General features: G+C 51.1%; 13 protein-coding genes and 1 pseudogene. 5 read left to right on the top strand and 9 right to left on the bottom strand.

The annotated features are described in order from the left end of the window. Positions 1 to 50 precede the first annotated feature (50 nt). The 3 genes from dhaM to dhaK are packed head-to-tail and all read right to left on the bottom strand — an operon-like array spanning position 51 to position 3,208. On the bottom strand, positions 51 to 1,484 hold the full coding sequence (gene dhaM, locus F384_RS08475; protein ID WP_046481090.1) for a dihydroxyacetone kinase phosphoryl donor subunit DhaM: 1,434 nt from the start codon (positions 1,482 to 1,484) through the stop codon (positions 51 to 53). Positions 1,485 to 1,494: 10 nt separating this feature from the next. Beyond that, entirely contained in the window at positions 1,495 to 2,127 is a 633-nt protein-coding gene (gene dhaL, locus F384_RS08470; RefSeq protein WP_046481089.1) for a dihydroxyacetone kinase subunit DhaL, read from the bottom strand. Between the two features lie 10 nt (positions 2,128 to 2,137). After that, entirely contained in the window at positions 2,138 to 3,208 is a 1,071-nt protein-coding gene (dhaK, locus tag F384_RS08465) for a dihydroxyacetone kinase subunit DhaK (RefSeq protein WP_046481088.1), read from the bottom strand. 243 nt (positions 3,209 to 3,451) lie between these two features. On the opposite strand from dhaK, the gene dhaR reads away from it, so the two are divergent. After that, positions 3,452 to 5,353, top strand: a complete 1,902-nt coding sequence (gene dhaR / locus F384_RS08460) for a dihydroxyacetone kinase operon transcriptional regulator DhaR (RefSeq protein ID WP_046497952.1) — start codon at positions 3,452 to 3,454, stop codon at positions 5,351 to 5,353. Positions 5,354 to 5,402: 49 nt separating this feature from the next. Here dhaR and F384_RS08455 read toward each other — a convergent pair whose 3' ends face one another. After that, complete coding sequence (locus F384_RS08455; protein ID WP_046481087.1) at positions 5,403 to 6,872, bottom strand: hypothetical protein; 1,470 nt, start codon at positions 6,870 to 6,872, stop codon at positions 5,403 to 5,405. Between the two features lie 210 nt (positions 6,873 to 7,082). Between F384_RS08455 and F384_RS08450 the strand changes: the two genes are divergently transcribed. Continuing rightward, positions 7,083 to 7,307: a hypothetical protein gene (locus tag F384_RS08450; protein WP_046481086.1), complete on the top strand. Its 225-nt coding sequence runs from the start codon at positions 7,083 to 7,085 to the stop codon at positions 7,305 to 7,307. Positions 7,308 to 7,532: 225 nt separating this feature from the next. On the opposite strand, the gene deoC is transcribed toward F384_RS08450, so the two are convergent. Both deoC and F384_RS08440 read right to left on the bottom strand, forming a co-directional pair. Continuing rightward, positions 7,533 to 8,243, bottom strand: coding sequence for a deoxyribose-phosphate aldolase (deoC, locus tag F384_RS08445; protein ID WP_046481085.1), 711 nt, complete (start codon positions 8,241 to 8,243; stop codon positions 7,533 to 7,535). A gap of 85 nt (positions 8,244 to 8,328) precedes the next feature. Continuing rightward, positions 8,329 to 9,147 (bottom strand): GntR family transcriptional regulator, encoded by an 819-nt coding sequence (locus F384_RS08440; RefSeq protein ID WP_046481084.1) that lies wholly within the window; start codon positions 9,145 to 9,147, stop codon positions 8,329 to 8,331. An 889-nt stretch (positions 9,148 to 10,036) separates the two neighbouring features. Here F384_RS08440 and F384_RS08435 point away from each other — a divergent pair. After that, the gene (locus F384_RS08435; RefSeq protein WP_046497949.1) at positions 10,037 to 11,710 is read left to right on the top strand and encodes a methyl-accepting chemotaxis protein; all 1,674 of its coding nucleotides are present in this window, start codon (positions 10,037 to 10,039) and stop codon (positions 11,708 to 11,710) included. A gap of 148 nt (positions 11,711 to 11,858) precedes the next feature. On the opposite strand, the gene F384_RS08430 is transcribed toward F384_RS08435, so the two are convergent. The 3 genes from F384_RS08430 to melR form a co-directional block, all read right to left on the bottom strand. Continuing rightward, positions 11,859 to 13,028 carry a MalY/PatB family protein gene (locus F384_RS08430; protein ID WP_046481083.1) on the bottom strand — a complete coding sequence of 390 codons (1,170 nt, stop codon included), beginning with the start codon at positions 13,026 to 13,028 and terminating at the stop codon, positions 11,859 to 11,861. A gap of 51 nt (positions 13,029 to 13,079) precedes the next feature. Beyond that, positions 13,080 to 14,528: a Na+/H+ antiporter NhaC gene (nhaC, locus tag F384_RS08425; RefSeq protein ID WP_046481082.1), complete on the bottom strand. Its 1,449-nt coding sequence runs from the start codon at positions 14,526 to 14,528 to the stop codon at positions 13,080 to 13,082. 109 nt (positions 14,529 to 14,637) lie between these two features. Next, entirely contained in the window at positions 14,638 to 15,567 is a 930-nt protein-coding gene (gene melR, locus F384_RS08420) for a transcriptional regulator MelR (protein ID WP_046481081.1), read from the bottom strand. A gap of 306 nt (positions 15,568 to 15,873) precedes the next feature. Here melR and F384_RS28645 point away from each other — a divergent pair. Together F384_RS28645 and F384_RS08410 are read left to right on the top strand one after the other, a co-directional pair. After that, positions 15,874 to 16,056: pseudogene (locus F384_RS28645) on the top strand (Sua5/YciO/YrdC/YwlC family protein); the annotation flags it as partial. A gap of 845 nt (positions 16,057 to 16,901) precedes the next feature. Continuing rightward, positions 16,902 to 23,408: an autotransporter outer membrane beta-barrel domain-containing protein gene (locus F384_RS08410; protein WP_080949905.1), complete on the top strand. Its 6,507-nt coding sequence runs from the start codon at positions 16,902 to 16,904 to the stop codon at positions 23,406 to 23,408. Positions 23,409 to 24,584 lie beyond the last annotated feature (1,176 nt).

Below are 24,584 nucleotides of genomic sequence, written 5' to 3'. Positions count from 1 at the left end.
GTAGTCCAGGATCGCTCCCGGCGCGTGGTTACCCCCCTTTTTTTGCGACGTTACAGCGGTTTCCTTTCCCTGACGACGCGATTTTGCGCCACATCAAGGGTGAGTCGCTCACCCGTTTGTACATCGTTAAGCGCGTCGCCCTGCTGGCATATCCAGGCGATGTCCATCTCCCGGGCGATCAAGGCGCCATGCGCGAGCGCACTGCCTTCCCGCAGGCAGATGCCTTTCACCACGTTCGGGTCGAGTTCCAACACCGTGGACGGAAACAGGTTGTCGGCAACCAGTATGGCTGGCGCGCTAACGTCAGGCAGACCCAGCGGGCTTTGCAGCAAATGACGCAGCGTGCGGTGCAGGAGATCGTCGATATCGATGTAGCGCGCCTGCAGATAGGCGTCATCCAGTTGACGATACTGCGTGCTCAGACTGCTTAACACCTGCTGCCAGGCATATTCCGCCGTACAGTGCTCGCTACGCAGCAGCCCGCAGGCGGTATCAAACAGTTCTGGGTCATCCAGCAACATATGGTGGCCAGAGAAAATGGCCGCCAGGTCGCCCGGCCAGTTTTCTTCCACGCGGGTAATCAGCGTCATCAGGTCGAGCAGCGTGAGATCCAGCGCGTTACGCAATCGCGCCTGCTCTGTGCCCGGACTGCGATCGGACGTTTGTTGAATCGGCGGCAGCGTGGGTGTGTAACAGAAGGCGTTTCCCGTGATGTCCGCCGTCGGCGATGCGGCAACCGCCGCGTCCTCCAGCGACTCGCCGAAATCCTCCGCAGCCAGGCGACTAAACGCGGCCAGCGCGTCATCCGCCTGCTCTCCACTTGCCAGCAGACGTATCGTGTCATGACAGCGAACCTGCAACAGCGAAATCTGATTCAGGCTGTCCGGCGTGACGCACTTGCCGTTTTTTTCCAGCAGCAGATCGGCGTTAAAGCCCGACAGTGTTGCCACTAGCCGGGAGGCCGGACGGATGTGCAGACCGTTAGGATTTTTGATCACCACGGACACCGATTTTGCCGCCGCATCCTGTGCGATAAAGGCAGGGGTAATGCGGGTCTCAGAAACAGAAGAGGGTAAACCCAGTTGCTCACGCTTGGCCTCGAGGGCGTTCGTCGCGTCGGCGATGACCTTTTCGATATCCGCGCCCGCGGCAGCGCTCACCGTAGCCGCCAGCGTCCCTTCCACCAGCGGTGCGGCGCACAGCCGTACTTTCGCCGCGATCGTCGGATCGAGGAGGTCCAGCGCCGTTTCTGCACTGAGCAGGGCGCTGCCGATGTCCATCATTACCAGCACGTGGTCGGTATCGGCAACAGACTCGATCGCCTCCATCACCTTGATGGGGTCGGTGCCGATGGGATTTTGCGGATCGTCGATACCGGCGGCAATGGCTATCTTACAGTCGCCACCCATTAACATCTGCTGCGCCAGCTCGCCCACCCCTTCACCGAGGCGGGCGCTGTGAGAGACTATGACCAGGTTTACCATCTTACTGTCCTTACTCTTTTGCCGCGGCTGCCAGCATCTGGATCATAAACATCACCGAGGTCGCGCCCGGATCCTGATGCCCGATACTGCGCTCGCCCAGATAGCTGGCGCGACCTTTGCGGGCCTGCATCGTAATCGTGCTTTGGGCGGCGGCTTCCGCCTGCGCGGCGGCAGCGTCCAGCGCGGCGATGACGGAGAGGTTCTGCTCACTGGACTGGCGCAATGACTCTGCCACCGGCACCCAGACATCGCACATTGTTTTATCACCCGGTTCGGCTTTACCCCGGCTTATCACGCCATCAGCACCTTCGCGCATCATTTGATAGAGCTCATTGAGCGACAAACTCTGATGCGCCTGCGTGGCCTGTGCGGCACGGATAAAAAAGGTGCCGAACAGCGGGCCACTGGCCCCTCCAACGTTTGACAGCAGCGTCATCCCGGTGTTTTTTAAAATAAAGCCGATATCTTTATCCGCAATGGCCGGTAATTTTTCGACCACTTTGCTAAAGCCGCGATGCATATTCAAACCGTGGTCAGCATCGCCAATCTCGCGATCCAGCCCGGTGAGATAATCACTCTCTTTGCTGAAAATCTCCCCGCAGCGATAAAGCCAACTCACAATCTGCGCTCTGGTAAGTGACATGACTCTCTCCTTAGTTGCCCCAGTTCAGGCCCGGGGTGTGAACCGGCGCGTCCCAGAGTGCCAGCGTCTCGTCATCCACTTTTAACAGCGTGATGGAAAAGCCGGTCATATCCAGTGACGTACAATATGAACCAATCAGATTGCGTTCGATGACGATACCCGCCTGCTGGCAGCGTGCGTCGAGACGGTTATAGACGCCATACAGTTCTGAAAGCGGCGTGGCGCCGAGGTTATTGACCAGCGCGATGACGCGATCGCCTCGTTGCAACGGTTGTTTGCCTTGCTTATCTTCCTGCCAGACCCCCTGCGCGGGATCCCAGTGGCGCAGCGTGCGGCTATAGGTTCCGTTTTCCAGCAGAGTATCGAACATCTCGTCAACGGTCCTGTCGAGTGAGACAAAGGCGCGACGGTCGATGCCGGGCTCGCCGTGGATCCCCACACCGAACTCCATTTCATTGTCGGCAAGGGTGAAAGAGGGTTGACCGGCTGCCGGAACCGTACACGCCGCGAGGGAGATACCGATCGAATGTCCGTGATTATTAAGTTTACGCCCGAGCTCGGCGCAGGCTTCCAGGGAATCGCCGCGTTCAGCCGCCGCCCCAACCAGCTTTTCAATCAGAACGGTATTCGCAACGCCACGTCGTCCGGCGGTATAGAGGCTGTCTTTGACCGCCACGTCGTCATCTACGACCACGGTGGTGACTTTCACGCCGCTTTCGTGCAGCAGTTCGGTGGCGGTTTCGAAGTTGAGAATATCGCCAGTGTAGTTTTTCACGATCAGCAGCACGCCTTCGCCGCCGTCAATCTGCATGGCGCATTCGAACATTTTATCGGGGGTCGGGGAAGTAAAAATTTCCCCGGGGCAGGCACCGGACAGCATGCCCTGGCCGATGTAGCCGCAGTGCATCGGCTCATGACCGCTGCCGCCGCCGGAAAGCAGCGCGACTTTGCCCTGTACAGGGGCATCTGAACGGGTCACATACACCGGATCCTGATGCAGGGTCAGTGACGGATGCGCTTTTGCGAGGCCAGCCAGTTGTTCACTCAGTACGTCTTCCACACGGTTAATCAGCTTTTTCATTCTCTTGCTCCGGGTCTTAGGCTCCAGGGGATCGGTTGTGTTCAACGCCACGGCGACCGCTCGCTGCCGATAACGGAATTGTGCCCCAGCGCGTGAAAAAGGAAATTCATCAATGTTATGTTTCATAAAGGAACGTTAATTCTGAGAGATGTTCCATAACGGAACGCTAAAGCGCGAGATACGGCAAAATTGCGAGCGACCGCACCCGGAATCGTGGAGAAACCAACAGTGAAGAGCAGCGTGATGACAACACCAGCAGCGGACGTCCCGGAATATATTCGCGCCTCATGGCTGCGCTGCGGCAAAATGATGCAGCGCGAGTTCTGGGCGCTGCCGCACCGGGCACAGGGGCTGACGTTTGACTCTATCTGTCGGCGCAAGACGGCGATGCTCACGCTCGGACAGGCGGCACTGGAGGACGCGTGGGAATATATGTCGCCGCGAAAATGCGCGCTGTTTATTCTTGATGAAAGTGCCTGTGTGCTCAGCCGCTGCGGCGATGCCAATACGCTCCAGCAGCTGGCGGTTCTCGGCTTTATCGACGGCACCTATTGCGCGGAAAGCATCATTGGCAGCTGTGCGCTGTCGCTGGCCTCCATGCTGGGGCAGCCGGTAAAAACGCTACCCGATCACCATTTTAAACAGGCACTCGGCGCGTGGAGTTTTTGTTCGACACCCATTTTCGACAACCACGGACGCCTCTCTGGATCGATTGCGCTGGGCTGTCCGGCAGACGACGTCTCGCCTGCCGATCTGTCATTAACGCTGGCGATCGCGCGTGAGGTGGGGAACTCTCTGCTCACCGACAGCCTGCTTGCCGAATCAAACCGCCATCTTAATCAGTTGTACGGTTTACTGGAGAGCATGGATGACGGCGTGATGACCTGGAACGCGCAGGGATGTCTGCAATTTATCAACGCTCAGGCAGCACGACTGCTGCATCTGGACGTGACGGCGGCCCACGGCAAAAACCTCAGTGAACTCCTGACGCTGCCCAGCGTTCTGCTACGTGCGATCCGCCATCAGCGCCCACTTCATCATGTTGAGACGACGTTTGAAAGCCAGCACCAGTTCGTCGATACGGTGATAACCCTCAAACCGATTGTCGAAACGCAGGGCACCAGTTTTATTTTGCTGCTGCATCCGGTGGAAAAGATGCGCCAGTTGATGACCAGCCAGTTGGGTAAAGTGAGCCATACCTTCGCGCAGATGGCGCAGGACGATCCACAAACACAGCGTATCGTCCATTTTGGCCGTCAGGCGGCGCGGAGCAGCTTCCCGGTGTTGTTATGCGGTGAAGAGGGGGTCGGCAAGGAGTTGCTCAGTCAGGCGATCCATAATGCCAGCGAACGGGCGGAAGGCCCGTATATTGCGGTGAACTGCCAGTTGTATGCCGATCAGGTTCGGGATTTTATCGCCAGTACGGCGGATGACGACAGAGAAGGGCGGTTAAGCCGCCTGGAACTGGCGCACGGCGGCACGCTGTATCTGGAAAAAATTGAGTATCTGGCCCCCGAACTGCAGTCGGCGTTATTACAGGTAATCAAACAGGGGGTCATCACCCGTCTTGACGCACGCCGTGTGGTGCCAGTGGACGTGAAAGTGATTGCCGCCACAACGGTGGATTTGGCGCGGCTGGTGGAACAAAACCGCTTTAGCCGCCAGCTCTATTACGCCTTACACGCCTTTGAAATAGTGATCCCCCCGCTGCGACAGCGACGTAACAGCATCCCTTCGCTGGTGAATCACCGCTTACGTCGCCTGGAAAAACGCTTTTCGACTCGTCTGTCTATGGATGATGATGTCCTGGCCCCGCTGATTGCCTGCGACTGGCCCGGTAATGACTTCGAGCTCAACAGTGTCATCGAAAATACGGCGCTGAGAAGTGAAAATGGCCGTATTCACCTGAATCATCTGCCGGAATATCTTTTCAATGAACACCGGATCCCGGAATCTATGACCGGTAGCCTCTCTGCCAGTGTCGCTTTTAGCGACATTGAGAAAGATGCCATTATTCACGCGGCAAGGGTGACCGGGGGACGTATTCAGGAGATGGTCAGCCTGCTGAAAATTGGCCGTACCACGTTATGGCGAAAAATGAAGCAATATAATATTAACGCGGCACATTTTAAGTTGGGCTCCTGATAAACGGGCGTTGTTGCATAAAATTTAAAGCGATTATGCCCGTTGTGGGTTAAAACCAGACAATGACAAAGCTGCCATTTTCCCGACGACGAACCGACGCCGTTTTACCTTTATGAGCCAGTTCAGCGATACGCTGTCTGGCGACGTCAATATCCTCTTCATGGAGTTGGCTGAGCTGAATTTCAGGTGTGCCCATGAGTTTTCGCATTTGCGTGGGATTCAGTCGTTTCTGCATCTGAAGACGTCCGCGCTGAAATTGATCGATGTGCTTTTGTATTTCCAGACTGACGTCATCGTAGCTGTTTTTAATCATGGCGGCGGTCGGCAGCCTGATGTTATGCAGGTCTTCATTTTCACGGACCTTGTGCAAAACATCGGTTTCTATTTCCTCGGCGACTTTCTCCGCCAGCATATCCAGTCTCTGGCCCGTCCGCTTTTTCCAGGTGCACCAGGAGAATGCGCTCGATTTATCCTGGTGCCATTCAAGATAGGCTTCTTGCAGAAGGGCCAGCCCGTAAACATATTTAATGCCCTGGGCCAGGTTATCAATTTTTATCAGGCGCGCACTCTGGAGCAGTCGGAGATCCGTAAAATCGGGTTCTTTGAGTTTTGCTGTCGATGAGGACTGCATAAATGCGCTCTGGTCACAGGCTAACTGCTTTTCAGCGTCGAGATTGGCGTTAAGCCCTCGGGTTAACTGATAACGGTACTGTTCCACGATCTCATCAACGTGCGCTTGTGTCATTTCCGGATAAAGACGTACGGAAAAATTGAGCTCGGTTTTTATTTCAACATGGCGTTCTGTCGAATAATTGTTCTGGATTTGCAGCATGATGAGTTCATCCGTTATCTCTTCGGGTATCTCAGGAGAAAAGGGGGCAACGTTGCGGTACCAGGCGTTTTCAGGTATTGCAACGTGCTCAGTCGCGTAATGAAAGGACATGGGCAAATAGCTGTCATAAGCGCGGATATGATCGGTAACGGAAACAGGGGCCGTAATCTGGGTGACATGCCCTATGTCAAAAGTATCGTCCCACACTCTGCGAATGCCATTTTTGTTCTCCCATTTTAGTAGCTCACGATAGACGGAAATAAAGTCATACCAGTGGATCAGCAACGCAGGGGGATAGCGATGGGGGATTCTGGACTGAAAGGTTCTCCTGCGAGTAAAGATGCCGTTAACGCCTTTTTTTAGCTGAGAACTCAATTCATCGTCAGGCTCTTCTGTTGAACGCTTAAGGTCATCTACGCAGTTTTGCAGCCGGGTTTTGAGTTCAGCCATCGGTGGACGGATGATGACACAGTTAAGTAATTCCTCTTTGAATCGGCTGATGGTCTCGCTATCCGTATATTTTTCGAGGAACTGGAATGTCCGCGAGATGTCCGTGTAAATCTCGATAATGCAGGCGAATTCCTGCGGGTATTGTTTGATCACCGCAAGCTTGTAGACCTCTTTTGCCAGAAGATCCCGGATGGCGATGAGCGCATTTTTTCTATTATTTTCCAGTATTTTTGTCATTCGATCTTTACCCTGCTCGCGCGGCCTGAAACGGCAAAATATAACGCAGGCCATTATGCAATAACAGGTACTGTTCTGCCGACAAAATGAGGATTTATTGCAAGATGCGGGTTGCTATATTTGCCTGCGAAAAGCGCGGAACATCCTGGACTACGGTCTGACAGACTTGCCGCGCTTGAAATGGCAACCATTAAAAAGAGGTAATAATCAATGAGTAACAATACCAATATCCATGTCTTCACCGATGAGACACTGGCCGAACATGACTTTGAAATTGCGGTAAAAGTGAATCAGGCAACCACAAAGCATGTTGCGAGACAAATGGTGCGGATGACCGCGCCGCAGCAGGTGCGGGCCCAGTCACGCCGGGGCATCGAGGAGTTGATGTTTGATGAGCACACGCTGGACGCGATTCTGGCGCATATTCCCCGCTGAGCGGCCAAACGTTCGGTTCGCGATGGATATGCCATCCTGTGTGGGTCATGTCGGTGAGGCTGACTCTGAGAGCCACTGCGAAGGGTGTCAAGGACGAGGCCCTTCTTGTGATGTGCTTCCCAATGCTATTTCAATGTAAACCCGGACAGCATCCGGTGGTTTCATAATAACGGGCAGTTGCCTGCCTGTTATTATGAACAGGTGCTTCTGGCATCCGGTTTTATTTTATGCATCCAGGCCCAGAACCACGGGGGTGGAGCGATAGCCAATTCCCATACGATCAATTCCCATATCAATCAATTGCAGGAAGTGTTCACGCGTACGAATGCATCCGGAACCTTTTACTTTGCAACGTCCCTTTGCCGCATCAAGCATCACCTGAATCACCTCTGGCGTTGCACCTTTACTTTCGCCGCCGGTATAGAACCCGGTGGATGTTTTGACGAAATCCGCTCCGGCGCGGCATGCGTATTCCGTGGCGGTTGCAACCTGTTCCAGCGTTAACGCATCGGTTTCAAAAATCACCTTCAATAGCGTGTCGTAACGATGAGCAACGGCCGCCACAGCCCGGATGTCCTCTTCAAACTCCTGCCATTGCCCACTGCGGATAAAACCATAGTTGGCGACGATATCGAGATCTTCAACGTCACCGTTTTGACAGATAATCTCGGCCTGCTTAACTTTGGATGCCGTCGACGACGCGCCAAAAGGGAAATCACACACCACGCAAATGCCGGTATTTGTCCCCTTGCACATCTTCCTGGCACCGTCGAGATATGCCGGGTTGATGCACACGGTTTTGCAATTAAAATCAATGCCTTCCTGAATGTATTTCTGAACTTCCGCCAGGGTGAATTCTGGTTTAAGGACTGACTGATCGATGTACCGACCCAGATCCTGAGGTGACATCTCTGCGGCTTTCTTTTGCGGCTTCATAGACTGCCTCCATTCATTGTTTCATTTGTATGATACATATTAGAGGGTGAAAGCACGTTGTCAATATCTATAAGAGCAGGGACAATCAGCATGTTAACTGGCGGGAAAAATCGATCCTGGCTTTAGCTGAATTCTGCCCTGCATTAAACAGGTCAATTTTAAAATTGCACTTATCAGCTCGGGTCACCGACGTCGTATATTCAAAGACAAAGCCGTTCTCAAGGAATGAAACACGTTCAATATGGTAACCGGCCATGACTTTTTCCGTGCACTGCAGATAATGTGCGGCCGACTTGTTGATGATCACCGCTTCAATATGTTCGGTGGCATGCGCGATATTCAGCCCAAACTCATTTTTGAGAACATCATAAAGGGAGAGGGTTGCAAAGTCGTAAAGCTCAATGCCTGGGCACAGATTCCAGGGAATACAGGTCGTTTCCAGAAGCAGGGGAGTATCATCCCCCAGTCGGACCCGTTTGAGGATGAAAACCTTACGCTGGGTTTGCGTCAGGTTCAGTTTGTCAGCCACGATCTCATCGGCATCTGTCACTTCCGATTGCAGCACCAGTGAATGGGGCTTTATTCCCTGTTCCCGCATACTTTCGGTGAAGTTATAGAGTGAATTGAGTCGGCGATTAATTTTCTTATCGGCAATAAAAGTGCCTTTACGGCGCTGACGGACAATAAGACCTTCCTCAAGAAGTTCATTGAACGCCAGTCGAACGGTGGTCCGACTGATATTCAGAATGTCACACAACTCATTTTCGGTGACGATTCTATCATGAGGCTTGAATACGCCGAGCTTGATTTGATGGCGAATAAATGCAGCCAGTTGTGAATACAGAGAAGAACGAGTGCCTTCGGTGAATCGGAAGTTATCTTTGATAAAGAGTCCTGTGTCCATTGCATTCTCTACTGACCTGTTGTGTCACTCAAAAGTATCATACCATTAAATAGCCAGCCATGGCTGTCGTGCATCATGGTGCGTAATGACGTTCAGGATTTGTTATGGGGTGACGAACCTGCTATCTGTCTTTCCACGCGACACAGGCGAAAGTCGGCTCAAGCTTTATGATTACCCGCGAAGAGATGCGATTGTTCCGTTCCGGGATTCTCTGCCGCAGGAATGTCCATTTTAAACTTCGCACCAGATAAGGTCGGTAACAGCGTTACCTGTTCCTGGATTTCCACAAGGGTGCGGATAAACACCGGGTCTACGCCCTTATTCAGTGAGTTAAATATGATGTGCGCTTAATTTCGGGGGATTTAATGATGACTTGATTATCATCATTCAGACAGGTGGAAATATAAACCTGTCTTTTCTGAAACTTTCAATTGATTAAATTCTATCATTTAATAATGGAGGCGTTTAATTTTCATCGGATTGCATTAATATTGATGCTAATTATTTTTGCGTGGTTAATCAATATCGATTAAGTCGTTACCTTTAGATTAATATGGAATCAGTTGCTGTTTCTTTATTCTTTTGCTTTCGGTTTGTACAACATTATGAGATAAACATAAAGTGGTCTTTTCTAATTGAAAAACAACGCGATACTGTTTGTTTTGTAAGCGACTTTCTGTCTTGTTTTAAAATGTCAATGCTTTTTAAGAGAATTAACACGTTAAAGTCCTTCCCCTTTCTGCCGATAGATACGCTGGCACATGTTTAAAACATGATCAATTTCAATATGTTAGCTTAATTCTGTCCTTAAGTAGAACGTTCCCGGTATTGTTCTGATTTTTTCAACGGGGGGCAGGGGAAAGGTGACTTTTTTTGTATGAGACAGCAGATGAAAATAAATAATTTTGGTGTTGGTACCCGAATGGGAGCTGGCTTCAGTATTGTTCTCACCCTTGTCGTTATTATGGCTGTAACGGGTATCGTTAAATTAAACGGCATATTGAAAGAGACCCATGCTATTACTGACAGGTTGCTGGTTCTGGAGCGTCTCACGGGGGCGTGGGGGGCGGCAATTGACTATAACGGCGCGATGGGGTTGTCTGTACTGACTTCCTCTGATGAGGGAATTAAAAAGTTTGCCCAGTCAAAAATGAAAGTGGTGACAGAGCGCGTGAGTGCCATTCAGAAGGAACTGACAGAATTAATTGTCTCTGATACGGGTAAGTCACTCCTGGTGACCGTGGCTGAGAAAAGAAAACAGTACATCGATATTCGCAATGAGGCGATTCGCATTAGCGAACAAGGGGAGGGTGAGGCCACCAATGCATTTATTCGCCAGAAACTCATTCCCGCCATGGAGGTCTATTCCAGCAGCGTAAAAGCACTGGAAGATTACGATAAAGCACAAATTGATGAAGCCGGTGATTCCATTCAGGGGAATGGCTCGGCAGCCATTAAAGCTCTGATGGTTCTTGGTGTCATCGCTATTCTCGTCGGCAGCCTGTTGGCATGGTTCATCACTCGCGGCATCACTCGTCCGTTGCTGTCAGCGGTTCATGTGGCCCGGGAAGTGGCGTCCGGTAATCTGGGTATAGACGTGAAAGTGGAATCCCGGGACCAGCTCGGACAACTGATGCTTTCCCTGCGGGAAATGACGGAGAGTCTGCGTAATACGGTACGTAAGGTCCGAGAAGGGGCTGACAGCATTGCATCAGCCGCGTCTGAAATCAGTAGTGGTAACACCGATCTGGCATCTCGCACGGAAGAGCAAGCCGCAGGGGTGGAGGAGACCGCCTCGACGCTGGAAGAACTGACGGCAACAATTAACAATACTGCAGCAAACACGGCGCAGGCGCACCGTTACGTGAATGAGACAGCATCTGTCGTGAAACAGAATGGCGCCGTGATGAGTGAAGTGTCTTCTCGAATGCAGGAAATCTACGATTCCTCATCCAAAATGGCTGACATTATCCAGGTTATTGATGGTATTGCCTTCCAGACCAACATTCTGGCGCTGAATGCCGCAGTGGAAGCGGCGCGAGCGGGCGAGTCCGGACGTGGTTTTGCGGTGGTGGCTGGGGAAGTCCGTACACTGGCACAACGCAGTGCGTCAGCGGCTCGTGAAATTAAGGAATTGATTGATGACTCAGTCTCCCGTATTGCTTCTGGCCGTAGCCTGGTGGAAAAAGCCGATGGCGGCATGACGGGAATTGTTACCAACGTCAAGAACATGACTCAACTGATTGAGGAAATCGCGCAAGCTAGCCGAGAGCAGAGTGATGGGATTGCGCAAATTAACAGTGCGATGGGGCAAATTGATACCACTACCCAGCAAAATGCCGCGCTCGTTGAAGAGTCAGCGGCTGCTGCTTCTTCAATGCAGGAGCAGTCCCGTGTACTCCAGGATATGGTCAGCGTGTTCAGTCTGAATGAGGAAGGAAAACAAGCCGTAAACAGGGTTTCAGAAAAACGTGCCAGTCATGTGAGGGAGAGGAATAATGGCGAAAAATACGTCATGCCCAAGAAAATAGCTTCAGAAACAGACAACTGGGAAACGTTCTGAGCTCCATAAAAAAGATAAAATCCACGCAATGGCGTGGATTTTATCTTTTTAACAGGTGGCACAAATTTACTGTGCCACTACAGCCTGATGTTGTGCCGGCGTTCTCAAACCGGTTCTCACACTCAAAGCAGGGTCTGACTTTACGCTGTTAGCCAGATAGTGTGCTATATGCTGACTTAAGATTTTCCATTGCCTGAACCAGGACTGAACGGGAACATCCCACATTGATCCTCATATGTTTCTCCCCGCCAGGACCGTACTGAATTCCAGGAGAAAGGCCCAGTTGGGCATCTTTAATGAAAAATGAGGCCAGCTCTTCGTCATCCAACCCCATTTTTTCAGCATTCAAAAATAATAAATAAGATGCCCCACCATAGATCACTGAGATTTTAGGGCAGTTGCGTTCAATTGACTGTTTCACAAAATTAACATTTTCAGCCAGGTAGACTCGTAACTCCTGATACCAGTCATCACAATAGGTGTACGCTGAAAAGATAGCTGACTGCTGAAGATAATTGGTTTCCGCGAGGTGACAGCGATCAAGAAAACGATAGAGTTTATCTCGTAATTGCCGGTTCTTTATAATCATAAACCCGCCCTGAATCCCCGGCGTATTAAATGTTTTGCCCGTGGAGTGGAGGACGACAGATTGGTTATCCATATCGTCATCGATATTAAAAAAGGGGATATGCTTTTTATCTGTCAACGTTAGGTCGCAATGCACTTCATCCGAGATGACAATTACACCTTCTTCGTGACAAAAACGTTTTATCTTTAAAAGTATCTCTCTGCCCCACACAACTCCGCCGGGATTGTGTGGGGAAACGAACAAAAAGAGTTTGGATTTTTTCAATTTTTCTCTGAAATCATCCCAGTTAATATCATAGGTTCCATTATTCTCAATGAGCGGAGACTGGAGTAAACGACGATCACTACCAGGTACAAAATTTCTATATGGATCATATACCGGAGTGAGCGTCAGTAGGTTATCACCAGGCTTCGTCAGCGCGAGTAGAGTTAAAACCACCGTTTTTATCACACCGGGAATAAAATGTAACCATTCCTCATTAAGCAGGCAGTCATACCGTTTTTGATACCAGTGAATGACAGACTCCTTCCAGCCCGGATAATCCATATTGTAACCCTGCACGGGCTGAGATAAAACCGTAGCCAATTCTGTTTGAATAGCCTGTGGGGTTTTGAAATCCATATCTGCAATCCATAACGGGATGATATCTTCCGTACCGAACATTTTTTTCATTTGTCCGATTTTGCGGCTAACAGGATCTCTGTCGATGACACAATCAAATAAAGACATATTTATTACACCGATATCTTATAGGTTAATTTCGGTACTACTCTTTGTAAATCAGGACGCCGTTGTATATTCAGGATCATCATTCGGCTCATAGCGTGCAATACCAATACCCGTGGCCGCCCACAGTAAAGCAAAGAACACACCGCTATAACATAAAATAGCCCATGGAAGATAATCGAGTGTGGCCACGCCCAGCATGGTGGCACAATACACCCCGGAAGCTGACCATGGAATAATCGGTTCAACCACTGTTCCAGCATCTTCCGTTGTTCGTGAAAGGTTCTTTGTTGCCAGTCCTCGTCTTTTATATTCCTCTTTGAAGGCATCACCACACAGCAGCAGAGGTAATGTTCCATTTGCCGTGCAGGCACAAATAGTAAAGGCGCACACAATCGTTGTTAATACCAATCTGAACGTTGATTTTACGCCTTTTGTCAGTGCCCGGATGACGGTGTGAAGTGAGCCTGTCGCACTCATGGCGCCTGCAAAACTGAATGCACTAAAAACCGTAACGAAGCTGCTGAACATCGAGATTGCGCCACCTCGTTCCAGCAGACGTGGAAGATCTGAAGACAAAGAGGCAATATTCGCGCCCTCAGCCATGCTTAATCGGAATCCACTCACCACAGATTCGCCAACCGACGACGGAGCAAACGACTGAAATACAAGAGCCAGGATTACTGATACCAGCGTGGAAAGAAAGAGCATAGGGATAGGGGGTTTCTTTGTCAGGGAGCCGTAAAGCACAATAACCGGCGGCAACAGAAGCAGAATATTGAAATGATAGACTTTTGCGATTGACGTCATCAAAACAATAATGGTGTCTGGCGTTGTTGCGGTTGTGTCGATATTGAGTCCCATATATGCATAAACGATGCAGCACAAAATAAAACCGGGTCCAGTTGTCCAGAGCAGATGCCCAATATGAGAATATAAATTGACACCTGCCGCTAATGCAGCCATGTTTGTGGAATCTGAAACAGGTGATAATTTATCCCCAAACCAGCATCCTGAAACAATCGCACCTGCGGCAATGGCTAACGGTATATTCAGGCCAATTGCCACACCAATCATAGCAATACCGATTGTACCCATTGATCCCCACGAGGTGCCAGTGCATACAGAAATGAGTGCGCCTAAAAGGAATGCAGAGATGTAAAAGTACTGCGGATTAATGATTTTAAGTCCGTAATATATCATCATCGGTATCGTCCCAGATACCATCCATGCTCCGATTAAAAAACCGATACTTGCCACAATTAAAATAACAGGTAAGGCTTCAGAAATTTTCGCACAAATCGAATCCAGTATGTCGTCCCACGTATAACCGTGAGCAATAGCGACAAATGAGGCAGCGGCTGTACCTAAAAGAATCATGGGTTCCGCACGAATATTAAACACAAAATATCCAATGCTTATTGCAGTTAACATGACGATCATAGGGAACAGCGACCAGAAAAAAGAAGGCTGTCGCTTATCTTTTAGCTTATTATATATCATTTTTTTTGCATTCCTGATGCTATTTTATACGGGTAGAGGTTCAGAAATAGATGTGTGTTCGCTAATGTTTTTTAAACAATCATAGATGTTCCTGGTGAGAACCTGGTGATTATATCGACTGATATCTTCGCTCCTGACTAAGCTTGCGATACTCTTTGGGTGCCATACCGACATGATTTTTAAAAATGCTGTAGAATCGACTACTGGATGTAAAACCTGCCAGCATTGCAATATCCAGAATTGTTTTATCGGTATCACTTAATAATGCACGTACATGGTTAATACGTAAGGCCATAATGTATTGCTTGATAGACAATTGCATTGCGCCTTTAAATATTCCCATGGCGTAGTTAGCATTTAATTTCACGTGGTCTGCGATATCGTTCACCGTGAGTTGTTTATCACAGTTTGCAGCAATAAATTCGAGCATCTGGCTGACATAAAACTGCGCATGTCGCGAGGTACCGTTCAGAAGCGTATAAGACGCTTTACTGACTGATACCGGGGCCCAACCGGATAAACTAAAACGCTTAAGCATCAGCGCAATCTCATCAATGGCCAGTTGACGGATGTGGGTACTTTTGCTGTTCAGTTCATGTTGCCAGCGCTGGACCTCAATGACGCTGAGTTGCTGTACAGCCTGGGATTGTATTACCCGACCATGCGTAACATGATTAACCAACTCGCGATCCAGCGGCCACGATAAAAATAAATGCATAGGCAGATTAAAAATCGCCATTTTCTGACAGTGACCCGGATCGGTTAACTGGTGCGGTGTACAGGCCCAGAACAACGTCACATGTCCTTGATGAATCTTGATCACTTCATCATTGATCAAATACTCCACATCACCATCGAATGGGATATTGATTTCAATCTGTCCATGCCAGTGACTGTATGACATTGCCAGCGGAGCACGAAGTTCGATATCCATCTTCTGCGACTCGGAATACAAGGCCAGAGGACTTTTGGTTTGCTTGTCATAACTACGGCACATATGTGGATCATACGGTAACCGAGGGAAGTTTTTATCCGCCATAGCCATCACTCCAGATCAACAGCCAAAGAACATTTTCTGTGAAGCATTTTTTAAAGCTTACCTGAAAACACTCCCGACTTTACCTACATTCCATACAATTTATTCCCGGAAACTCAGATTTATGTGTAACTGACAAGCGATCTGAGTTTCCAGGAGAAAACAGGCCATCAAGTGATGTTGACGTTGATGCTTCCTGCTTTCCAGGCAAATCAGAGGTCAGGAGGTCAGGGACGTCTATCCGTCAGTGCCCTTGCACAAGCGAGGGCACGACGTGATGAGGCCAAGAAAAAGCTGTCCGAGGGTGTCAATCCAGAAGAGATAAAAGATCGTCTGGAAAAACAGGTAGGCCTGATCATTCATGGGGGATACCTTGGCCAACAACCGACAATGGTGGTTGACTTAACCAATGATTCCCCGATTGTCCTGCGTGAAGGTGTAACCGACGTGAAGTCTCCTTTATTAGCGTGGGTGTTGAACCAGCACACCTGAATCGCAACAAATGTCGGACATACCTCGCCCCTGTTCTTGCTGCAATCGTCAGGCAAAATTTATTCCTATGAAAGATAAGGAAAAATTATCAATACATACAAAAAGATATGTCGCGTAGCACATCTGCGTTGTTATGCATGTAGCAAATTGTGCTATTCACCAATAAATCATAAGATGGTTTAATATTAAATAATATTCTTAAATACCGGTAAATAAATCTTAAATCAAAGAATCAATGAATAGTGTAACTCCTTCTAAAACAGGCTTATGAGATAAGTGAACCTAAGGATTTGTATATATAATTAATTAAGAATTTTCGTTTATATTCTCTCCGCTTCATTGCCCTCTATTGACTTGTTTTCAACGTAATGCAAAACTGCATCCAGGATACATTAAAGGTCGTTAATTAAATATTATAACATTGACAAAGTCTGCGGATAATCCTCAAAAGCATGCAGAATTATTCTCATCGCTGGCTTTCTTTCGCCCTGGTATCGGTCTCTTAAGAGGAATCAGCAGACAATGAAGTCTTTCATAAAGAAGAGAGGTTTGTATTAAATTGTAATTATTTCATGTGGATAGTTATGCTTCTGAGCGACACTCTCTGATCGCCGCCTCCCAAGAATAACATCTGTATACCATTTGTTAATTTACCCATGAAGCAAGACATGGGGGGAAAGCTACTTATTTAATAGTTATTCTCATCTAATAACACTATTTCAGAAAGCTTCGCCGAAATGATGAAAGCTTTTTATTTCTGTGAAAAATAATCTATTTGCCTGGCTTGTCTTTCTATAAGAACAATTGAACAGGCAGGCAGATTTGAATATTTACGAGTGCACAACATGAATAAAATCTATCGTGTTATCTGGAACAACACCTTACGAGTATTCCAGGTCTGCTCTGAACTGGTGAGTGGAAAACAGCAGAACTCATCGAGAAGTCGGACGGTACCGGCGATAACCTCGCAACAGAATATCTTCGTGTCATACCGTATTCCTTCCCGGATCCGCTTGCTTTCTTTACTCCTGATGATGGTGCTGCCCGTAACAGCCTTTGCTGCTTTGGATGTCGACAACAGTCAAGGCAACAGTCCTTTGGTCATCACTCAGGACAACTCGCTTTCCGATGCAGGCGTCATCACGGTGGGCACCACCAGTGGTGAAACGGGTGAGCTCAGAATCAATAATGGCGGTTCGGTCAGCGGTACGGTCACTACAATTGGGTCAGCTGCCGGAAGTACGGGACTCGTCACGGTCGATGGTACGGGCGCGATACTGAATATAGCGGATATCAGAGTGGGTAGTGCTGGTGAAGGTACGTTAACCATTACTAACGGTGGTGTCGTCAGCAATAGTGGTAGCGCGACGATTGGACAAAACGCAGGCAGCACGGGCGTGGTGAATGTCAGCAGTGGCAGTTTGTGGAATTTGTCCGGACAACCCCTGATAGTGGGCGGTAAAGGTACGGGAACACTGAACATCTCAGGAGGGAGTTCAGTGATTACCGGTAGCGATGCTGGTGGTGGCACGTCAATAGGTGTTGGCAGTTCAGCCACTGTGGATGGTACAGGTTCCAGCCTGACATATGGTTACGGTGGCCTGCAGATAAGCGGCGACCTCTCTATTACGGACGGGGGGCAGGTAACCAGCCCCAATAATCGTGGGGGGGCCAATGTATTTAACGGTTCCACGCTCACGATTGATGGCACTGACTCCAGACTGACCTCCGGCAATTTCAGTGTGAATACGGGTGGCGTACTGACCGTCACCAACGGTGGCAATCTCGTCACGAGCGGTGCTTCCGGTGATGCTATCAATGGCGCAGTGAAGGTGGACGGCACCGGTTCTGTATGGACGAACAACGGCAACTTTTTTATGGGGAATACGACGGGCACCACCCCCACAATAACCATTACCAATGGAGGTGCTGTAAACCTTACCCGTGGTGGTCAGATGATGGCTAACAACGCCACGTCCAGCGCACTCATTACCGTTGATGGTATTGGCTCCCTGCTCAGCACGGGCGCAACCCTTTCAATGCAGGGCGTCAACACGACAACGCCTACCACTTTACAGGTCACAAATGGCGGGGCATTGAAATCGAATGCAATCAATATCGGCAGACTTGCTGGTGATATCGCCAGGGTTACGGTTGATGGTGATAACTCTACCTGGACCACGACTGCTGCAACGAACATCGGACTTCAGGGGGCGGGTTCCGCGACGTTGACCAATGGTGCGGCGATGACATCCGCAGGCAGCATTTTGGTGGGATTGCAAGAAGGCAGTACAGGCTCCTTTGACATTAGCGGTGGTTCCAGTGTGAACATGGTTAATGGCAGTGGCGTGCTCCAGAGTCTAAGCGTGGGTAACAACGGCACCGGTACCCTTAATATCGACACGATCGGTTCGGTGACGGCAGGAAACACAACTCTTGGTAACGCGAATACAGGTGACGGTACCGTGGAAGTGAATGGCGCCGATGCTGTGCTGAACACCGCTATCCTGATCGTGGGGCAGTCGGGTACCGGTACGCTCACCATCACTGACAACGGTGTCGTGAACAGTTCAGGTACCGGCACGATAGGTAGCAACGCGGGTAGCTCGGGGGTAGTGGATGTCAGCAACGGTGGGCTGTGGAGCCTGATTAATGCCAGTGGCATTGCGCAAATGCTGTCTGTCGGCAATTACGGCACCGGCACCCTCAATATCAACACCACCGGGACAGTCACTGGCGGTGCGACCACTCTGGGTGGCGCCGTGGGCGGGACAGGGAACGTAAACGTTAATGGAACCGATGCAGCTCTGAACACCAGCTCACTGATTGTAGGCAGCTATGGCCGGGGCATACTCGCCATCGCCGATAGTGGCGTGGTGAACAGTACCGGCATGGGGATTGTCGGCGACAGGGCAGACAGCACAGGTGACGTGGATGTCAGTAACGGCGGCGTGTGGAATCTTGTCAACGCCAGCGGCGTCGCGCAAATCCTGTCTGTCGGTAACAACGGCACCGGTACCCTCAATATCAACACCACCGGGACGGTCACTGGCGGTGCGACCACTCTGGGGGGCGGAGCAGGGGGGACGGGGCAGATAAATGTCAACGGCACCGATGCCGTACTGAACACCACCACCCTGACCGTGGCCAATTACGGTCAGGGTACGCTGGCCATTGCGGATGGAGCTGTGGTGAACAGCACTGGCAGCGGTACGGTAGGGAGTGCAGCTGGCGGCACCGGTATTGTTACGGTGGAGGGGTCGGATTCCTTGTGGGATCTGACGGGTTCGCTGACCATCGGCGGTCAGGGCACGGGTTCGATGACGTTGACGGATAATGCCAGAGTGACCAGCAATGGAGGCACTCTTGGTAACGCTGCTGCCGGGAACGGTACGGTGGATGTCAGTTCCGGGGCAATCTGGGACAACGGCATCGGTTCCTTCACTGTGGGCAATGGTGCGACAGGTACCCTTACTATTTTTGACGGTGGGACGGTGAATGCTGGTGCCACCCAAATTGGCAGTCAGTCGGCCGGGGATGGCTCAGTGAATGTGGAGGGGACGGGGTCCGGGTTCCATGTTGGGGCTCTGACCGTAGGCCAGTCCGGTACAGGTACACTGACTGTAACTGATGGTGGTCTGGCAAACAGTAGCTCTGGTGTGGTGGGTGCCGGAGCGGGCAGCACAGGAACCGTCATCGTAGCGGGTACAGATTCCCTGCTGCGCTCCCCACTTGTGTATCTGGGCAAGATGGGCTCCGGCACCCTCACCCTGAGTAACGGTGGTACGCTGGATACAGCGAACCCCGTGGAGCTGGCGATGCAGGCCGGCAGTACGGGTACTCTCAACATCGGTGCCGCACACGGTGATTCGGCAACCGGCGCGGGGTTCATCACCGGCGCTGACAGCGTTAACATGGGCGCAGGGACAGGCTTTATCGTCTTCAACCATACTGTAAATGACCCGACCACCACTGGCGGCTACCAGTTCACCTCGCTGATTACTGGCAACGGTACCGTCATGCAGGATGCAGGGCATACCGTTCTGAACACAGAGAATACTTACAGCGGTACCACACAGGTTAACGGCGGTACTCTTACTACCACCGTACAATCAACCACCGGCAATACCGGTCTTGGTACCAGCGCTGTTAACATTGCCACACCGGGAACGCTGGACGTTGCAGGCGCGACAACAGACGGCAGCGGGAATTTCACTTTCAGCAACATTCTGACGGGGAACGGCCTGCTGAATGTGGATCTGGCGTCAGCCGCAGACACATTTACCTTCACCTCTTCTACCGGCGAGGACTTCGCCGGGGTCACTGACCTGAAAAACAGTACTTTTGCCCTGTCCGGGGACAACGCAGCGGCACTGACGCACGCCATGCTGATGACCAGTACTGGCAACACCACTACCGTAAGTGGCGAAGTGCAGAATACCGATGGACTGGCCTTTAACGGCGGTACCCTCGCGTTCGATATCTCCCTGCCTGGTGCCGCACAGTCTGACGGCGTTCTGCAGACCGGAACACTGGTTGCTGGTGCCGGTACCTTCAACCGGGATGGTCGGGATTTTCAGGCAAGCGGCATCGGTAACGTGCAGGTGAGGCTGACTGACCCGTGGAATGACCCGGGGCTGACGGCAGATCCGGACACCGACCTGAACCTGCTACAGCAGGATGACACACACGCAGATATCCGACTGGTACAGGCGGATACCGTCACCGGTTCCGGTGGTTCGCTGACGCTGACCGACCAGAACGGGAATGCCATCGGCACGGATGAGAACATCGAGATTGCCCAGAACGGCACGGTGGTTGCTGACGGACAGTATGGTTTTCGTATGACCACAGCTCCCGGTGATGGCCTGTACATTAACTACGGTCTGAAGGAAGTGGATATCCGTAACGAGCAGACGCTGACGCTGGCCGCGTTTGCGGCTGACACCGGAGCGGATGCGGACATGTCAGCGAAAGTCTCCGGTACGGGGAATCTGGCCGTGAGCACGGGCGATACGGTCTCACTTTCGAATGGCCTCAACGACTACAGCGGCGCCACCCTGGTGCAGGCAGGTACCCTGCGGACCGATGCGGACGGCGCGCTGGGCAATACCAGCGGGCTGAACATCAGCAGCAATGCCACGGCAGACCTAAACAACACGGTACAGACTGCCGGGGTGCTGACCGGCCAGGCGGGGTCAGTGCTTGACCTGGGTGACGGCTCACTGAGCGGCGGCGCGCTGACGCTGACGAACGGCGGCAACAGTGACGGTGTTCTGACCGGAACCGGGAAGCTGAACATTGACGGCGGCGTGCTGACCATCAGCGGAGCCAACAGCGGTCTGAGTGCCACCACCAACATCAGCAACGGTGCGGAAGTGGTTATCAGTGACGTACTGGGTGCCGGGACAGGGGATATCACTGATGACGGTACCCTGACGCTGGACGGTGTCACCGGGGCGCAGGTTAATAACCTCAGCGGCACCGGGGATGTCGATGCCACAAACACCACAGATGTTATGCTGACTGGCGACAACCGCGGCTTCAGCGGCCTGTTTAACATCGACAGCGGCAGCAGCCTGACCGTCAGCGAACAGAACAACCTCGGCACCGCATCCGTCAACGATAACGGTCTGCTGACCGTGAACACCGCCAGCGACTGGACGCTCAGCAATGCCGTCAGCGGCAGCGGCGACCTCACCAAAACCGGCAGTGGTGTCCTGACACTGACACAAGGCTCAGCAGCCTGGACCGGTACCACTGAAATTCTTGGCGGGGAAATTGCGCTGGGTGATAAAACCACCTCTCCAGTGGATATGGCAAGCCAGCTTGTGAATGTTCACGACGGCGCAACCCTGTCAGGGTACGGCAGCACCGCCGGTGATATCAACGTCATGCAGGGGGGGACACTGCAGGTGGACTTCACTGTCGGCGGCGACCTGAACAACAGCGGTCGGGTACTGCTGAACCGTCCGGGGATGCAGCCGGGTAACGCGCTGACGGTTAACGGCAACTACAGCGGCAATGATGGTCTGATGGCGTTCAACACGGCTCTCGGCGGTGACGACTCCCTGACCGACAAACTCACCGTTCACGGAGATACGGCCGGTAACACACGGGTTGCGGTGAACAACGTCGGGGGCACAGGCGCACAAACCGTCAACGGTATTGAACTGGTACAGGTGGGCGGTAACTCTGCCGGAAACTTCGCCCTGACCACCGGCACCGTGGAAGCCGGAGCGTATGTCTATACCCTGGCAAAAGGTACTGGTAACGCGGAGAAAAACTGGTATCTGACCAGTAAATGGACCGGATCCGTAACGCCGCAGGAGCCGAAAACCCCGGTGGTTGACCCGACAGCACCGGATGCGCTGCGCCCGGAAGCCGGCAGCTATATCAGCAACCTCGCGACCGCCAACACGCTGTTTAACCACCGCCTGCACGACCGTCTTGGTGAGCCGCAGTATACCGATGCGCTGGAAGATGAGGGACTGGCCTCCAGCATGTGGATGCGTCACGTTGGCGGACACGAACGTTCCTCTGCCGGTGACGGTCAGTTGAAAACCCAGAGCAACCGCTACGTGCTGCAACTGGGCGGTGACATCGCACAGTGGAGCACCGACGGCAACGACCGCTGGCATCTGGGCGTGATGGGCGGCTATGCGAATGCGCACAGCAATACCCGCAGCGACCGTGCCGGTTACGGCTCAGACGGGCGCATCAGCGGTTACAGCGCCGGTCTGTACGGCACCTGGTACCAGAACGAGGCGGACAAAACCGGGGCGTATGTTGACAGTTGGATGCTGTACAACTGGTTTGACAACAGGGTGGAAGCGGATAACCGTGAGAGCGACAGTTACAACTCGAAAGGGCTGACCGCCTCGCTGGAAGCGGGTTACACCCTGAAAGCCGGGGAGTTTGCCGGCAGCCAGGGCACGCGGAACACCTGGTATGTGCAGCCACAGGCGCAGGTCACCTGGATGGGCGTGAAAGATAATGTGCACACCCGGAAAGACGGCACCCGCATCGAAGCGCAGGGCGACGGCAATATCCAGACCCGTCTGGGCGTGAAGACTTACCTGAACAGTCACCACAAAATGGATGACGGCAAACAGCGTGAGTTCCAGCCGTTCGTGGAAGTGAACTGGATCCACAACACCGAAAGCTTCGGCGTGAAGATGGATGGTACACCCGTCAGTCGTGATGGCGCCCGTAACCTGGGTGAAATCCGCACCGGGGTGGAAGGTAAGCTGAATGACCGTCTGAGCGTCTGGGGTGGTGTGGGTGTACAACTGGGTAATAAAGGTTACAGTGATACTCAGGGGATGCTGGGAATAAAATACAGCTGGTAACTGACAGCTATATAACTCAAGGGCCGGGAAACCGGCCCCTGTTCCTGTCACGCTCTGTACGGTAAGTCGTGCGTGGGTAATCAAATGATAAGACGTTTTAATAATTAATAATATTCTTAAATATGGGGAGTAATTTCTTAAATCGATAACAGGAGAACAGCGTAACCGACTGAAAAAAAGCATAAATAAAAGGTGCAATTACAAGATCACCCAGGTAAGTAATTAAGAAGCATCATTAATGCCTTCCCCCCTCACTTCCCCCTGTATTGACTCATTTTTAGTGCAATGTAAAAATGCACTCACGATACAGTTTAAGGCCACCAATCAATTACCACAGAATTAACGTGGGCTTGTCGATCAAACTCGTAATATTGCATGAATATTATTGGCTATATGCTGAAGCTAAATAAGACGCTTGATTTGGCTGTGACTCGTATTTAAAAAACGCCTTCAGATATTACTTCTGAAAGTAGAGAGGTATTGCTGATGTATAAACCTACTATAAATACTTGCTTTAAAAAAACGCTTCTTACGATGGCGATTGTGCTGGTATTCACGTCATGGCAAGCAGCGGCTGTCAGCAACGGAAAAATTATGGCTGGAACAAACCAGTTAATAACTTTAACACCAGAAGAACAATATACCAACACAATCGATTACGTTGTTCTTGAAGCCTATCGAGCCGGTGGGAAAATTACGGGTGATAATGTTAATGTCAATATCAATCGTAATTCTTATAATAGCATATACACCATGATGAAAGCCTATGGTGGTGGACAAATCGGGCTGACGAATTCCGATATTAATTTGATGACAACATCGCCATACCGCGAAGATAATGATCTTGTTTTTACAGCCAAAGATGCTGGTTCAGCAGTGAGTGTTACCAATTCGAATGTATATAGTTATGCCAACCTTGGTGAAGTCAGCAATGGCGCATCTGCTGTTTTCAGCAACAGCACCTTCTCAGTGGGGCGAGGTGTCCTGCTCAGTGGCACAGGCTCTCGCCTGGATATTCTTAACAACTCAGATATAACCCTTCGGGGAGATAGCTATGGTTTATCAGAAACAGGAATTGCTGCATCAGCAGGGAGCACACTCAATATTGAGGATAGTCGGATTACCGTTCTGAATAATGGTGATGATTCATCCTCATCATTACCACCCAATCCGTAT

It is taken from the genome of Citrobacter amalonaticus Y19 (assembly GCF_000981805.1).
Classification (GTDB): Bacteria; Pseudomonadota; Gammaproteobacteria; order Enterobacterales; family Enterobacteriaceae; genus Citrobacter_A; species Citrobacter_A amalonaticus_C.
The sequence above is the reverse complement of the archived record's forward strand: the minus strand, read 5'-3'. Positions and strand labels throughout refer to the sequence as shown.

Excerpts from the sequence above, each read along its gene's own strand:
- dhaM (WP_046481090.1), bottom strand. The coding sequence starts at position 1,484 with ATGGTAAACCTGGTCATAGTCTCTCACAGCGCCCGCCTCGGTGAAGGG.
- dhaL (WP_046481089.1), bottom strand. The coding sequence starts at position 2,127 with ATGTCACTTACCAGAGCGCAGATTGTGAGTTGGCTTTATCGCTGCGGG.
- dhaK (WP_046481088.1), bottom strand. The coding sequence starts at position 3,208 with ATGAAAAAGCTGATTAACCGTGTGGAAGACGTACTGAGTGAACAACTG.
- dhaR (WP_046497952.1), top strand. The coding sequence starts at position 3,452 with ATGACAACACCAGCAGCGGACGTCCCGGAATATATTCGCGCCTCATGG.
- F384_RS08455 (WP_046481087.1), bottom strand. The coding sequence starts at position 6,872 with ATGACAAAAATACTGGAAAATAATAGAAAAAATGCGCTCATCGCCATC.
- F384_RS08450 (WP_046481086.1), top strand. The coding sequence starts at position 7,083 with ATGAGTAACAATACCAATATCCATGTCTTCACCGATGAGACACTGGCC.
- deoC (WP_046481085.1), bottom strand. The coding sequence starts at position 8,243 with ATGAAGCCGCAAAAGAAAGCCGCAGAGATGTCACCTCAGGATCTGGGT.
- F384_RS08440 (WP_046481084.1), bottom strand. The coding sequence starts at position 9,147 with ATGGACACAGGACTCTTTATCAAAGATAACTTCCGATTCACCGAAGGC.
- F384_RS08435 (WP_046497949.1), top strand. The coding sequence starts at position 10,037 with ATGAAAATAAATAATTTTGGTGTTGGTACCCGAATGGGAGCTGGCTTC.
- F384_RS08430 (WP_046481083.1), bottom strand. The coding sequence starts at position 13,028 with ATGTCTTTATTTGATTGTGTCATCGACAGAGATCCTGTTAGCCGCAAA.
- nhaC (WP_046481082.1), bottom strand. The coding sequence starts at position 14,528 with ATGATATATAATAAGCTAAAAGATAAGCGACAGCCTTCTTTTTTCTGG.
- melR (WP_046481081.1), bottom strand. The coding sequence starts at position 15,567 with ATGGCGGATAAAAACTTCCCTCGGTTACCGTATGATCCACATATGTGC.
- F384_RS08410 (WP_080949905.1), top strand. The coding sequence starts at position 16,902 with ATGAATAAAATCTATCGTGTTATCTGGAACAACACCTTACGAGTATTC.